Annotated in this window: 10 protein-coding genes; 9 read left to right on the top strand and 1 reads right to left on the bottom strand. The window is 51.6% G+C overall.

All coding sequences use genetic code 11. The features are described 5' to 3' along the window. The first annotated feature begins 1 nt into the window (after position 1). From ACRQV7_RS03390 to ACRQV7_RS03430, 9 genes are read left to right on the top strand one after another with little or no spacing between them, the layout of a single operon-like run. Positions 2-940 carry a DMT family transporter gene (locus tag ACRQV7_RS03390; RefSeq protein WP_275716303.1) on the top strand — a complete coding sequence of 313 codons (939 nt, stop codon included), beginning with the start codon at positions 2-4 and terminating at the stop codon, positions 938-940. Continuing rightward, positions 937-2058, top strand: a complete 1122-nt coding sequence (locus tag ACRQV7_RS03395) for an iron-containing alcohol dehydrogenase family protein (RefSeq protein WP_444659450.1) — start codon at positions 937-939, stop codon at positions 2056-2058. Before ACRQV7_RS03390 ends, ACRQV7_RS03395 begins: the two co-directional genes overlap by 4 nt. 33 nt (positions 2059-2091) lie before the next feature. Continuing rightward, the gene (locus tag ACRQV7_RS03400) at positions 2092-2919 is read left to right on the top strand and encodes a transketolase (protein WP_275716307.1); all 828 of its coding nucleotides are present in this window, start codon (positions 2092-2094) and stop codon (positions 2917-2919) included. A 1-nt stretch (position 2920) separates the two neighbouring features. Then, positions 2921-3901, top strand: a complete 981-nt coding sequence (locus ACRQV7_RS03405) for a transketolase family protein (RefSeq protein WP_444659452.1) — start codon at positions 2921-2923, stop codon at positions 3899-3901. Beyond that, positions 3876-4973: a M24 family metallopeptidase gene (locus tag ACRQV7_RS03410; protein WP_444659453.1), complete on the top strand. Its 1098-nt coding sequence runs from the start codon at positions 3876-3878 to the stop codon at positions 4971-4973. The genes ACRQV7_RS03405 and ACRQV7_RS03410 overlap by 26 nt, the downstream gene beginning before the upstream one ends. Positions 4974-4986: 13 nt before the next feature. After that, positions 4987-5481 carry an RpiB/LacA/LacB family sugar-phosphate isomerase gene (locus ACRQV7_RS03415; protein WP_444659454.1) on the top strand — a complete coding sequence of 165 codons (495 nt, stop codon included), beginning with the start codon at positions 4987-4989 and terminating at the stop codon, positions 5479-5481. Beyond that, positions 5478-6158, top strand: a complete 681-nt coding sequence (locus ACRQV7_RS03420; RefSeq protein WP_444659456.1) for a transaldolase family protein — start codon at positions 5478-5480, stop codon at positions 6156-6158. Before ACRQV7_RS03415 ends, ACRQV7_RS03420 begins: the two co-directional genes overlap by 4 nt. 24 nt (positions 6159-6182) lie before the next feature. Next, a complete protein-coding gene (locus ACRQV7_RS03425; RefSeq protein ID WP_444659457.1) occupies positions 6183-7496 on the top strand; it encodes an L-fucose/L-arabinose isomerase family protein in 1314 nt (437 codons plus the stop codon). Positions 7497-7510: 14 nt separating this feature from the next. Continuing rightward, positions 7511-8575: a transaldolase family protein gene (locus ACRQV7_RS03430; protein ID WP_444659459.1), complete on the top strand. Its 1065-nt coding sequence runs from the start codon at positions 7511-7513 to the stop codon at positions 8573-8575. 264 nt (positions 8576-8839) lie between these two features. Here ACRQV7_RS03430 and ACRQV7_RS03435 read toward each other — a convergent pair whose 3' ends face one another. Further along, positions 8840-14164, bottom strand: coding sequence for a leucine-rich repeat domain-containing protein (locus ACRQV7_RS03435; RefSeq protein WP_444659460.1), 5325 nt, complete (start codon positions 14162-14164; stop codon positions 8840-8842). Positions 14165-14524: the final 360 nt, after the last annotated feature.

Below are 14524 nucleotides of genomic sequence, written 5' to 3' on the forward strand. Positions count from 1 at the left end.
CATGAAACTAAAATCTGTAACATCGTTGCTTTTGCTTTCAGTAATCTGGGGCGTTTACTATGTCGCCACCCAAAGAGCTGTCAGAGTTTTGTCGGTTTTTTCAGTAGGAATTGTAGTTCGCTTTATCACCATGATGATTCTGGCGGCTATCATGCTGGCCGAGGGAAAGTTTACGGATCTGTTCCACACAAAAGGGGTAACCAAAAGGCTGTTTCTGATAGGAGGGTTCGGCTATCTTTTGGACCTGACCGCTTTTATCGGCCTCTCGGTTTCTCCGGCGGGCAGCGGTACCGCGCTTTTGAAATGTGATGTTCTGTTTGTAAATATCATTTCGGTGCTGATTTATAAATACAGGTTTACCCGTGCGGACTGGGCCTGTTCCATGATAATGCTTTTCGGGGTCTTTCTGGTGATGGGGATCAATTTTTCCAGTTTCCATTTGGGCGATGCGGGCAATATTTTCTTCATCCTCAGCGCCCTGTTCGTATCTATCAACGCTTTCCTGATCAAAAGCGTACAGACCAGCAAAGTAAGCGCGGTAAGCGATCATGTGGTTGCGTTCTATAACAATTTTATCACCATGGCGCTCTTCGCGCTGTCTGCGCTGTTTACCGGGGATTTCCGGCAGCTTGCAAAAATCGGCGGCAACGCATTTATTATTGTGATACTGCTGATATGCTCTGTTGGCCAATCCCTGATTTATATCGTTTACTATGATAACCTCAGACGTTTTCCCGTATGGATCGTAAAGGTCTTTCTGCTGCTGATGCCGGTTGTGGCGGCGCTGGTCTCCTACATGGCTTTCGGTGAAAGGCTGGTACCGATGCAATATGGTGGTATGGCGGTAGTCCTTCTCGGAGCTCTGGGAATTCTTCTGGAGCAAAAGAAAAAAAGCCAATTTCAGCAAAATACCGTGACGGAAGGAGTAAAAGAAAAATGAAAGAACAATTCAGTTTTTATATGCCGGTTAATATCCGGTTTGGAAACGGCATAACAAAAGAATTGAACCAATATGTGAAAGGGAACAGCGTCCTCCTGATTTGTGATCCCTTCCTTTATAAGTCCGGCGTGGCAAAAACGCTGGGCGATGCTATGACTGAAAAGAACACTGTGTATTTCAGTGAAATCGAGCCAAACCCATCCTGTGAAAGTGTGGATAAAGCGGCGCGGGCCGCCCGGGAAATTCAGGCGGACTGCGTGATCGGGCTGGGCGGCGGAAGTGCAATGGATGTTTCCAAAATTGTTTCCTGCCTTGTGACCAATCCGGGAAGTATCTACGATTACTACGCCGGCGGAAACCGTGTGCTTGAATCAAGGAAAGCACAGCTGATTCTGATACCTACAACGGCAGGTACCGGAAGTGAAGTTACAAACGTCGGCGTGTTTACCAATCAGAGGGCCGGGATCAAAATGCCGATGGTAAACGACTGCTTCTGGGCGGACTGCGCAATGATCGATCCCGAGCTCACTTATACCCTTCCGCCCGCCGTCACCGCCTCTACCGGAATGGACGCGTTCTGCCATGCAATAGAAGCCTACTGGAACAAAGAGTCGCAGCCTTTATGCGATATGCTCTCGCTGGGCGCGCTGGAACTGGTTCTGAAAAACATCAAAAAAGCTTATGACACGCCGTCCGACAAGGAAGCGCGCGCGTCGATGATTTTGGCGAGCCTGACAGCGGGGGTCGCGTTCAGCCAGACAAGGACCACCGGCATTCATGCGCTGAGCTTCCCGCTCACGACGGAATTCGGGGCCAACCACGGGACCGCCTGCTCCATAACGCTACCCGCGTTTATACGTCTCTGCTACAAACAGGCAAAGGAAAAAATGGAGAAGCTCATGCGTTACCTCGGCTATTCGGAGATCAATGAATTTGCAGATGCGGTTGAGCATTTGATGGAAAGCATGAAAATGCCCGTGCGTCTTCATCAGCTCGGGGTCAGGGAATCCGATATACCGCATATTGCAAAAGTGGGTTTAAATGCGGCAATTATCCAGCTGACGCCTGCCGAAATGAATGAGGAAACCGTGTGCGGACTTCTGAGATCCATTCTGTAAGGTTCGCACAGATCAATTAAAGGAGCCACAATCATGAGTAATAAGGTACAAATGCTTCAGGAGAAAGCGGATGAAATCCGGAAGCTGACGATACAGGAAATCGGAGAGCTCGGGGTAGGGCATATCGGAGGCTGCCTTTCCATCTGCGAGGTACTTTCCGCCCTTTACTTCGACATTATGCGGATCGACGCGGAAAACCCGAAAATGGAGGATCGCGACCGTTTCGTACTGTCCAAAGGGCATGGCGGACCGGCAGTCTATGCCGCTTTGGCTCTGAAGGGCTTTCTGAAAAAAAGCGAGCTGGCTACGCTGAACAGACCGAATACCCATCTGCCCAGCCACTGCGACCGGAACCTGACGAACGGGATCGATATGACCACCGGTTCGCTGGGACAGGGATTCTCGGCGGCGGTCGGTATGGCCGCGGCGGCAAACATGGAACATAAAGACCTGTTTGTCTATACGATTATCGGTGACGGCGAAAGCCAGGAAGGCCAGATCTGGGAGGCCGCCATGTTTGCCGCCAGCAGGCAGCTGGACCATCTGATTGCGTTTACCGACTACAATAAAATGCAGATTGACGGGATGATTGAAAGCGTCAACGGGCTGTATCCCCTGGATAAAAAATGGGAGGCTTTTGGCTGGCACGTCCAATCGGTGGACGGGCACAATATTCAGGAAATTCTGAATGCCGTCGACAACGCGAAAAAAATACCGGGCAGGCCCTCTATGATTCTGCTCAACACCATTAAGGGCAAGGGCGCATATTTCTGCGAGAACATGGTAAAGTCCCACAATATGCAGATTACGCCGGAGATGTGGAGAGAAGCGGTAGATTTACTGGATCGGGAGGAAGCATAACATGGAACTGGAAAACAGATGGCTGCGTGAAACCTATGTGGATCTGCTGATGGAATATGCGCAAAAGGATGAGAGGCTGGTTCTTGTTGAGGCGGACCTGATGCTTGCGGCCGGTACAAAACGTTTTGCCGAAAAGTATCCGGAAAGGACCTTTGACGTCGGTATTGCGGAGGCGAATATGATCGGAGTAGCTGCGGGAATGGCGGCTATGGGCAAAATCCCTTTTACGCATACCTTTACACCGTTCTCGACCCGCCGCGTCTGCGATCAGGTCACGTTATCGGTTGCATACGCGAAGCTGAATGTAAAGATGATGGGAAGCGATCCGGGCGTGACCGCGGAACTGAACGGCGGAACTCATATGAGCATGGAGGACGTTGCCATTATGCGCAATATCCCCGGAATGACGGTGTTTGAGCCCACGGACAGCGCCCAGTTGAAAAAAGCGTTTCCGCAGATTATGTACCATGACGGTCCGGTGTATATCCGCCTGCTCCGGAGAAACGCGGTCAGAATTTTCGAGGACGACTGCGAATTCCAGCTGGGTAAAGGCATTGTCCTGAAGGCCGGCCGGGACGTGACCCTCGTTGCCTCCGGCATTATGGTCGCGGAGACAATGGAAGCCGGAAGGCTGCTTGGCGAAAAAGGAATCGATGCGGAAATCATCAATATCCATACGGTAAAACCCCTGGACACCGGGCTGCTGCTGGAAAGCGCCCGTAAAACCGGTGCGGTGGTCACGGCGGAAAATCATACCGTAATCAACGGGCTCGGCAGCGCAGTTGCGGACTGCCTGAGTGAGCATTTTCCCGTACCGCTTCAAAAGGTCGGCGTAAAAGATCATTTCGGCGAAGTCGGACTGACCGAATTCCTGAAAGAAAAATATGGACTCAAGGCCCGAAACATCGTGGAAGCCGCCGAAAGAGCAATAGCCATGAAGGACAGGAGGAAATTGAATGCTGGACAAAAATCAGATTGCTGATTTTCAAGAAAAGGAGCAGGTCCTGCGGGAAATTCTCCGGGACAAGGGCGCTGAAGCGCTTTTGCTGAGCAATCAGAACGATTTCAGCTGGCTGACAGGGGGCCGCGGCTTTATTGGCACCGCTTCCACCGCGGCCTGCGGTACTGTTGTGGTCACAAAGGACAGGACTTATCTGGTGGCGGAAAATATTGAGGCAGCCCGCCTTTATAATGAGCAGCTTGGGGGAAATCCTCTTGTGACCGTAAAAGAGTATCCCTGGCAGGAGCCGGGAGAGAGAAGTAAAATTCTTGACAAAATCTGCGGCTCCGGAAAAAGATTGGATGCCGGTGAGGTTGAAAAGGAACTGTTCGATGCGCGCACGCGGATGAGCGCCTATGATATTGAACGTTACCGCGATATTTGCCAGACTGCGGCGAAGGACCTGGAAGCGGTCTGCCGTACGCTCAGGTCCGGCATTACCGAGTATGAACTGGCCGGACAGCTTGCCCGGAAATTCTGGGCGGACAATCTGGAACCGATCACTTTGCTGATCGGTTTTGACGAAAGAGCGCTTCGGTACAGGCATCCCGTGCCAGCGGGGGCGGTCCTGAAAAATTATGCGCTGATCGCCGTCTGTGCCCGCAGGGGCGGGCTGATCGCTTCCGCGACAAGGCTCGCAGCTCTGAAAGACCCCGGAAACAAAATGAGAGAGCGGCAGAAGGTTTCCGCGTATGTGGATGCGGTTTTTGCGGCAAATACGCTGCCGGGGCGAACAGTGGGCAGCGTGTTTGGTTCGGCGCTTGCAGCGTATGCGGAAAAAGGGTATGCGGATGAATGGAAGTTCCATCATCAGGGGGGACTGACCGGTTATGCCGCCAGAGAGCTGAAAGCCGTAAGCGGCAGTACCCACATCATCCGGGAAAATGAAGTATATGCGTGGAATCCTTCCGTGCAGGGTACCAAGTCGGAAAATACCATTTTTATTACGAAAGACGGATTTGAAAGCCTGACCCATACAGGCGATTATCCTTACCTTACTTTTGAAATAAACGGGAAAACAGTCATGACGGAAGACATCCTCATTTTAGGCTAAGGAGGAAAAGACATTGAAAAAGATTATTATCGGCTCAGATAAATCGGGTTTTACGCTGAAAGAAGCAATCAAAACCCATCTTTGCGAACAGGGGTATGAGGTAGAGGACTGCGGAACGCAAAGCCTGGAAAAAGGAATGACGTTTTACGAGGTCGCTCCTGTTGCCGCAAAAAAGATACAGGACGGCGAATTTGAGCGCGGGATTCTGATTTGCGGAACGGGCATGGGCATGTCCGTTGTTGCAAACAAATTCAAGGGCGTTTATGCGGCAGCCTGCGAAAGTACCTATGCGGCGGAAAAATGCCGCGCGATCAACGACGCGAACATCCTGACCATGGGCGGCTGGATCATCGGAGAGGTTCTCGGCTGTGAAATGGCCGATGTCTTTCTGCATATGGAATTTACCCAGAATCTGGAGGAATGGCGGCAGAAGTTCCTCAGGGGTGCGCGCGAGCAGGTGAAAAATATTGAAGAGGAAATTTATCAACAGACGGAGGGAAAAGAATGAAATATTTTTTAGACAGTGCAAAGCTGGACGAAATTCAATACGCTTATGAAAACTACGGGATCGACGGCGTTACCACCAACCCGAAGCATATTAAGCTGAGCGGGAAGCCTTTTCTGCAGATTGTAAAGGATGTGGCGGCCTGGATCAGGAAAAATGGGCTGGAGGGCGCCGATCGGTTCCCTGTGTCCTTCGAAATTAATCCGCATCTGGAGAAAGCGGCGGACATCATCGCCGCGGCAAAGGAGATTTCCTCCTATTCCCCGAATTATGTTATTAAAGTCCCCTGTACGGAGCAGGGCCTTATTGCCGCAAGGAAGCTGGAGGGAATGAATGTGCGCACCAACGTCACGCTTGTGTTCTCTCCGTCTCAGGCAATCCCCGTCGGAAAGCTCGGGGCAAAATTTGTTTCTCCCTTTGTGGGCTGGAAAGAAAACAGCGGAGACGACGCATTGGAATATATCGCGAAGATTGTTAAAATTTACAGGACCTTTGATTTTAAGACGGAGATCATTGTGGCGGCGGTCCGCAACGGAAAGCAGATCGGCGATTATGCCGAAATAGGCGCGGATATCGTGACCTGCGGGCTTGACGTTTACAAGGCGAGCTTTGAGCATCCGTTCACCGCTTACGGCATCGACGTATTCCGTAAAGCGTGGGACAGTACGGTTCAGTCCTGACACACTGAAAAGGGGGAACGAAATATGCAAAAGGTTAAAGTGGGAGTAGTATGTCTGACCAGGACAACCTACGATTATAAAACAGCCCAGGAAATTTATAACAAAACGATGGAGGACCTGAAGAAAATACCGGATGTCGAATGGATATTTGAAGAGCAGGCGGTAATCGAAATAGAGGACGCTGAGAGCGCTGCCCAAAAGATGCTGAAGAATAATGTGGACGGTCTTGTAATCATCAGCGGCACTTTCCATTTAGGTCATCTGGCCCTGATCTTTAATAAATACATAAAAAAACCTATCCTGCTGTGGGCGTTCGACGAGCTTCCCTATGACGGAGGAAAAATCCGCCTCAATTCCGTATGCGGTCTGAACCTGAACGCCTCCAATCTCTATAAGGCGGGGAACGACCATTATACCTGCATCATCGGCGGAAGCATCGACAAGACGTGGCTTGCGGCGCTGCGGGTAAAAGCTGCGGTCGAAAACGCGAGGGTCGGGCTTGTGGGCTATCGGGCGCATGGTTTCTTCAACGTGGGAACCGACGATCTGGACGTTTACCGGAAAACGGGTATCCTGATCGATCATTTTGAAATTTCCGATATGTTTTCCCAGCCGGTTGACGACAGCGAAGTAAAAAAGGAGAGGGAAGAAATTCTCAGACTCTTTAACTGTAAAGAGCTTACCGATAGACAGATTGAGAATGTTGCGCGTCTGTGCGTGAGCGCGGCGAAATTTATGCAAAAATATCAGCTCACCGCCGCCGCCATCCGCTGTTGGCCGGAATACGCGGCAAACTATGGTGTGTCGCCGTGCGCAACCATGTCCATCCTGCAGTCCCGCGGAATGATCCTCGGCTGCGAGGGGGACATAGAGGGGACCCTCTCCATGCTGGCTGCCAGGGCTATGGGCGCTGAGACGCCGTTCCTCGCCGACCTTTCCCAGGTTGACCTGAAAGAGGATTTTGCCCTGATGTGGCACTGTGGCGTCGCACCGCTCAATCTTTGGGACGGCAAATGCGAAAGAACGCTCGATACCTATTTTGCAGGCGGAAAGGGCGTGACTGCAGGCTTTGTTATGAAAAGCGGCCATGTAAACATGATGCGTATCGACACCGCCCGCGGAAAAACAAGGATGTTCGTTGCCGCCGGGGAAGCGGTCGATATGGAAAAACAGCTTTGCGGCACTTACGCCAAGGTAAAATTCGAACAGCATATCACGGAGGTGATAGACACGGTAGTGTACACGGGACTTGCGCACCATGTCACGATGGTGTATGGCGAATACAGAGATATCATGAGAGCGTTTGCAAAGATGATGGACTATGAAATTATAGAATAGCCGGAGGTAAAGAGATGAGTGAGTATAAAGGAAAACTGCACGAAACCGCCGTTCGATTTCCCAATACGGATGTCTGGATGGACTCCTGCGGCGAAGAAGAACTGAACTACGGTCTGGAACGCGGGATTGTAGGCGCTACAAGCAATCCGATTATTGTTGGCGCGGTCATTAAAGAAGAGCTTCCTTTTTGGGAAAAAAAGATCAAAGAGCTTCTGGCTGAGATGCCTGACGCGACGGAAGACGACATTGCATGGGGCCTGATCTATGAGGCGGGCCGTGAGCGGTCGAAAAAGCTTCTTCCGGTATTTGAAAAATACAAAGGGAAAAAAGGAAGGCTTTCCATTCAGGTAAACGCGAAGTATTACAGGAATGCGGATAAAATGCTGGAGCAGGCTATATTTCTTAATTCCCTCGGCAAAAACATGCAGGTGAAAATGCCCGCGTCAAAAGCTGGCATCAAAGCGATGGAAGAAGCTACCTGCCACGGCGTGAGCATCAACGCAACGGTCTCCTTTACCGTAGCTCAGGCTGTGGCTGTGGCCGAAGCAGTGGAGCGCGGATTGGAAAGAAGAAGAAAAGAAAACCTTCCGGTCGAGGACATGTCGCCTGTTTGTACCATTATGATCGGCAGGACGGATGACTGGCTGAAAGAGTATGTAAAAAATGAAAATCTCGTTCTTGATCCGGAATGTCTGGAATGGGCCGGAGTTGCCGTCATCAAGGAGGCCTACCGGATTTATAAAGAACGAGGCTATACGACAAGGCTTCTGTCCGCAGCGAACCGCAACCATTACCACTGGTCACAGCTGATCGGCGGCGACCTCGCCATGACGGTCAATTACGCGTGGCATAAAAAGATCAACGCATGCAATATTGAAGTAAAGAACCGTATAGATGAGCCGGTGAATCCGAAATATCTAAATGAGCTGAATAAGCTGTCAGAATTCCACAAATCGTTTGATAAAAACGGAATGAAGCCCGAAGAGTTTGAAAAATACGGCGGCTTCCGCAATACGATTTCTACTTTCCTTTCGGGATATGACGACCTTGTTAAGCTGATAAGAGGCTATATGATTTGAAACAACAATTCTGTCATGTGCTTTTTTGCCGGCTTGCGGGAATCCCTTTTTGAACGACGGCAACTGTAAGAATTCATCATTGGGTTGAGTTTCAATATAATAGTTCTTTTTGATCTTTCTCATCAAAACGACCAAAAGATAAAGCCAAAAATTTCAACTTCTCTTCGTCAGAGAGCGCTGGAATCCTTGGCTTTTCTTTCTTTATTTTGTTTGGGGGATTATAAATTGTTCGCGGGGCAGGGTACAATTACTCCGGCCGAATGATTAAGCAATTTTCACAACACAATGTCTCACGGCGTTTTCGCTGGGCATTGTGGTGTAGATTCCGGTCTCGGCTCCGGAATTTCCGGTGGCGGTGATTTTGAAGTAATAGTCGCTGCCGGATTTTCTGACGTATTGTGTCTGGAACACCGCGCCGTTGCCCACTGAGAACTGCGGAACGGCGGTGCTGGCGCTGAGTACGGTCATTTTGAATGTATAGGTCATCCCCTTTTTCAGAGTAAACGCCATCGTCGTGTCCGACCGTACCGAGGGGCCCGCTTTCGCCGTGAAGGAAATGCTTTCGGAACCGATCGTCGTAGTAATCTCAGAAGTGCCCTGCGCAAGGCGATTGATGCGGAACAGATAACCGGCGGGGGTCTGCTTTTCAAAACGCACAGTGACCGCTGCCGGGTTGCTGGAAGAAACCTTCGGGACGGTGGAGGAAGAGGTCCAGACCATGTAGCAGTAAGTATTCCGGTCGCCGAAATCGTAAGTCCCTTCAGTGTCCAGGCCGAAGTGCTTGGATGGGGTAGGAGCCGTGCCGATAAAGATGAACTTGATCCCATAGGAGTTCGCGAAAGTCTGTGCCGCCGTGTTTTCATAACCCCGGATGACCAGCCCCGTCGTCTCCGTGATCCCGTTGAACGGGGGCTGCACAAAGGCATTCTGGAATGCGTTGGGATCGATGAAAGTGACACTCTTCGGGATGGTAATGGTGTCAAAGGCGTAGCAGTTGTAAAAAGCCAGTTCGCCGAGGCTGGTGACGGTTTCCGGCAGCGTGATATCGGTCAGGCGCAGACAGCCGGAGAAGGTGAAGGCTTGAATTTCGGTCAGGCGGTTCGGAATGTGGATCTCGGTCAGATTTTCGCACCATTCAAAGGCGGACGAGCCGATGCTGGTGATACTGTCCGGAAGAACGACGCCGTTGAGATTGAAGCAGAATTGGAACGTACCGGGAGCGATGGTTTGAATGCCGTCTTCGATGGCGGCAGTCGTCAGGTTATCGCAGCCGGAGAACGTATCCTTTCCGAATTCCGTGAGGCCCGCGGGGAGGAAGGTTTTCTGAAGCGATTTGCAGCCTGAAAATGCGTTGTCTCCAAGGTGCACAAGCCCCTCGGGAAGAATCGCTTCCGTGATTTTTGTAGAGCTGAATGCGGATGCGCCAATGTGCTTCAGGCTTTCGGGAAAGGCGGCGGTGGTCAGATCCGTACACTGGAAAAAAGCGTTGTCATCAATCTCCGTCAGGCCCTCCGGCAAAGTCACCTGTGTGAGCGTCGTGTCGTTTCGGAAAGCGCTGTCGCCGATCTTCGTAATCCCATCCGGAACTACGACCGAAGCCGCGCTTCCGCGGTAGGAAAAGAGGACGCCGTTGAAGATCATCATATCGCCTGTGAAGTTCTGATCCCAGGGGGTGCCTTTAAAGATGGAATCCCCAAAGTCGGTCACGCCCGGCGACATGGTCACGCCGGTAAGATTCAGGCAGTTGTAAAATGCGTGGTCGTCAATTTCCCTGAGCTGGTCCGGGAAAACGATCTCCGACAGTCCGGTGCCTACGAAGGCATAGGACCCGATTCTGTTCAGGCCGTCCGGCAAAGTGATTTCGGTGAGGGGATCGTTCGCAAACGCCCAGTCGCCGATTTCCCGCAGGCTGGAGGGTAAAGCGACCCTCTTGAGTTTCTGGTTGTTGAACGCGTGGGCCCCGATGTGGGTGATGCCCTCCGGCACGGTGTAGTCGGTGATCGCTGTTCCGGAAAAAGCAGAATCCGGGATTTCTGAAAGCTGGCTGGACAGCGTAACGGATGTGAGGGACTTGCATCCGCCGAAAACACCGCTTCCAAGATGGGTAACGCTGTCCGGGAGCACCACCTCCGCCAGCGACGGGCAACCGTAAAAAGCAGCGTCCCCTATGCCGGATAGCCCGCTTTCCAGCGTGACGGAGGCCAGAACGGAACAACCGTAAAAGGCCCGATCCCCGATTTCGGTCACGCTGCCCGGAATGGTCAGGCTGGTCAGCGGGGCGCCGTGAAACGCTTCCGCTCCGATGGACGTTACTTTATCGGGAATCGTGACGGCGGACAGTTTCGTGTCTTTAAACGCTCCCGGGGCTATTTGGGTCAGATATTTGGGGAGGTTCGCCTCAGCCAGTTGGCCGCAGTCGTAAAAAGCGCTGTCGCCGATGCTGATGACGCTGTCCGGGATCGAGGCGCTTTTCAGAGAAAAACATTCCTGAAAAGCGGATTTCCCAATGCTGACAACGCCCTCCGGAATCGTGATTCCGGTGAGGCGGGAGTAATAGAAGGCATTTTCCGGAATCGCTTTCAATTTCCTGGAAAGTGTAATATCGGTGAGATTCTGGCAATGGGAAAACGCTTCCGTTCCCAGTTCAGTCACGCTGTCCGGCAGGGTGACGCTCTTTAATTTGCTTCCATAGAACGCATTTTTGCCGATTTTCCATATGCCGTCCGGAATGCCGATTTCCGTGATCGGCGTGCCGTTAAACGTTTTGTCCCCGATTTCTTTAAGCTGCTTTGAGAGTACGACCTGAGAAAGGTCCTCGCAGCCGTCGAACGCGCCGGCTCCAAGGGAGGTCACGCTGTCCGGAAGAGTAATGGCGGCGATCGCGCTGCCCGCAAAGGCGTTGTTTCCAATGGTTTTCAGCTGGTTCGGCAAAGTAACGGAGGTCAGGGCGGTACAGTCCTCGAACGCGTGCGCGCCGATCTTCGTGACGGAATCCGGAATCACAAGGTTTTTGATCGGGGAATATTCGAACCCGTAGTCTGGAATTTCCGTCAGGTTTTTCGGAAGCGTCACTTGAGTCAGGTCGTTGCAGTATCCGAAGGAGGAAACTCCGATGCTGGTGACGCTGTCTGGAATCGTAACGCTTTTAAGCTTACTGAAATCGAACGCGTAATCCCCAATACTGGTCACGGTATCGGGAATCACGACGCTTGTAACATTGGTGCCGTCAAATGCCTGTTTTCCGATAGCCGTAACCCCTTTCGGGATGATGACGTTGCCGCCGAGGCCTTTGTATTTTGTCAGGACGCCTTTGCTGTCGATTATAAAATCGTTTGTCGGAGCGATCGTAACGGTGCAGGACACACTGTCTTCCCCGGGCAGTTTTGCGAAAATCTGCGAGGAGTCGCCGGTCTGGCCGATCGCCGTGATTTTGTAGTAGAAGTCGCGGCCGCTTTTACTGACATATTGAGCTTTTAGAACATTGCCGTTTTCTACCGAGAACTGCGGCGTGGCCGTACTGGTACTGAGTACGGTGAGTTTAAAGGTGTAGGAAGCGCCTTCCTTCACCGTGAAGGGAGCCGTCGTATCCGAGCGGACAGACGGGCCGGCCACCGCCGTAAAGGAAGCTCCTTCGTCGCCAATGCGCGTTGTAATGACGGACAGACCCTGTTTCAGCCGTGTGATTCGGAACAGATACCCGCCGGCAGCCTTCTGCACATAACTGACGGAAACCGCGGCCGAATCGCTGGAATACGCGGTCGGCACTGTGGAGGAACTGGTTTTCACCAGATAGGTGTAGGTGTCCCTTTGGCCGAAGTCATAGGTACCGGTAGTATCCAGACGGAAGGTCTTTGCCGGGCTCAGCACCGGACCGAGGGAAACGAAGCGATATTGGCGCGTATTGGCAAAAGACTGCGCCATGGTTCCGTCATAGCCTGAAACGGCAGGTGTCATATCGCTGCTGAACACATTGGAGTCGATGTAGGTAACGCTTGCAGGAATCGTAACACTGTGTATCGCGCTGCCTATGAAAGCGCCGCTTTCAATCCGCTTTACGCCGTCCGGGATCACAAGCGTATTCAGGGAGTAACAGGATAAAAAGGTCCAGGCATTGATGGAAGTCAGTCTGGGGGACAGGGTCACGCTGTTCAGATGGGAACTGTTCTCAAAAGCTCTGCCGCCCAGGCTGGTCACCGTATCGGGAAGGGTGATTTTCGTAAGGCCGTTACAGTACGAAAATACGCTCTCGCCAATGGACAGCAGGCCGTCCGGCAGCGTGACGGACTTGAGGGCGCCGCAGCTTGCAAAGGCATAACCGCCAATCTCTTTCAGACCCTTCGCAAGCTGTACATTTTCAAGGGAGGTGCAGTGGGAAAAGGTGCCGTATCCGAGCTGCTGTAGACTCGCGGGGACGGACGCGCTTTTCAGGGACGCGCAGTCAGAAAAAACGCCGCTGCCGAGGCTGGTCAGCCGGCTCGGCAAAACGACTGAGGTCAGGCCGGAATCCGAAAAGGCTTTTGTGCCGATTTTAGTCAGGCTCTCCGGAAAAGTAACCCCGGTGAGGTTGGCGTCGCGCTCAAACGCGTTGTCGCTGATTTCCGTTACGCCTTCGGAGAGCGTGACGTGGGTCAGATACAGATTGCCTGAAAAAGCGTCGGAACCGATCGTATGTATTTCGCCCGGGACGGTAACCTCTCCGCTTTTTCCCTTATAATAAATTAAAATCCCATTGGGGGCAACAAAGTCGGAGGGGTAATCCCGCAGCCATTTGGTTTGGTAAAACGCCTCTGTCCCGAATTTCGTGAGCGTCGGGGGGAGGGTGACGCTCGCAAGGTCGGCGCAATAGGAGAAAGCGTAATCGTCAATGCTCGTCACTCCTTCCGGAATATCGATGCTCGTCAGTTTTGAATTCCGGAACGTGCCGCTTTGAATTTCCGTCAGGCCCTTCGGCAAAGTGATGGATGTCAGGCCGGAGTAGTCGAAGGCGTTGCTCCAGATTTCCGTGACACTGTCCGGAATCGCGATGCTGGTAAGCGAACTGCAGTTTGCAAAGGCAGAGCCGCCAATACGGGTCACACGGCTTCCAAGGGTAACGGAGGCAAGGTTGCCGCAGTTCTCAAACATTTGATTCGCAATCACAGTGACACCGTCCGGAATCACGATGGAAGAGAGAGTGTGGTTCATGGAAAATGCACCTTCCCCGATTTCGGTAAGACTCTTCGGAAGTACAATGTCTTTGAGTACGATGCAGTTCACAAAAGCGGAAGAGCCAATGCTCTGAAGCCCGTCCCCCAGCGTGACGGAAGTCAGGCTGTCGCATTGCCGGAACGCATTGGCCCCGATGGAGGTAACGCTGTCAGGAATTGTTACAGAGGTGAGGGCGTGATCATAAGAAAACGCGCTGGCCCCAATGGAGGTAACGTTGTCGGGAATCGTGACGGCGCCGCCGGGGCCGTTGTATTTGACGAGGACCCCGTTGCTGTCGATTTGAAAATCACTGGCCGCCGCATACACGGCCACATTGGAAAGGCTGCTGATGAGAATGGCAAATGCTAAAAGAACCGAGGTAAATTTTGCTGACCTTTTCATAGTTCCACCTTTATTCTCTTCCTTGTTTATAATTTATTCATTTTAATTATATGGTTAGCAAAATTTTCTTTCAATGCACAATAATTTCCAAAAAATATCCCTTTTTATGTAAATCCAAGCTGGAAGGCGGATCATGTTGGAAACCGAGACTGATGGGTTGTGTTCCAGACGTTCATCAGTCCGCTAACATACATAGCATTTTCAAGAGTCCGCGGTACCAAGTTGTTGTCCTTTTTCATTATCTTTTATCTTTCTTCGGTAAAATTGTGATATACTAATTTATTATGTTTATTATGTCCAAGCCTTAGCGGAATGAAAATCTGCCGATTGCCGGTTGTGGTTAAGGTTAGAAGCTCCTCC

Origin of the sequence: Caproiciproducens lactatisolvens, from assembly GCF_052443335.1 — a bacterium.
Lineage (GTDB): Bacteria > Bacillota > Clostridia > Oscillospirales > Acutalibacteraceae > Caproiciproducens.

Excerpts from the sequence above, each read along its gene's own strand:
- ACRQV7_RS03405 (WP_444659452.1), top strand. The coding sequence starts at position 2,921 with ATGGAACTGGAAAACAGATGGCTGCGTGAAACCTATGTGGATCTGCTG.
- ACRQV7_RS03430 (WP_444659459.1), top strand. The coding sequence starts at position 7,511 with ATGAGTGAGTATAAAGGAAAACTGCACGAAACCGCCGTTCGATTTCCC.
- ACRQV7_RS03435 (WP_444659460.1), bottom strand. The coding sequence starts at position 14,164 with ATGAAAAGGTCAGCAAAATTTACCTCGGTTCTTTTAGCATTTGCCATT.
- ACRQV7_RS03395 (WP_444659450.1), top strand. The coding sequence starts at position 937 with ATGAAAGAACAATTCAGTTTTTATATGCCGGTTAATATCCGGTTTGGA.
- ACRQV7_RS03390 (WP_275716303.1), top strand. The coding sequence starts at position 2 with ATGAAACTAAAATCTGTAACATCGTTGCTTTTGCTTTCAGTAATCTGG.
- ACRQV7_RS03400 (WP_275716307.1), top strand. The coding sequence starts at position 2,092 with ATGAGTAATAAGGTACAAATGCTTCAGGAGAAAGCGGATGAAATCCGG.
- ACRQV7_RS03420 (WP_444659456.1), top strand. The coding sequence starts at position 5,478 with ATGAAATATTTTTTAGACAGTGCAAAGCTGGACGAAATTCAATACGCT.
- ACRQV7_RS03410 (WP_444659453.1), top strand. The coding sequence starts at position 3,876 with ATGCTGGACAAAAATCAGATTGCTGATTTTCAAGAAAAGGAGCAGGTC.
- ACRQV7_RS03425 (WP_444659457.1), top strand. The coding sequence starts at position 6,183 with ATGCAAAAGGTTAAAGTGGGAGTAGTATGTCTGACCAGGACAACCTAC.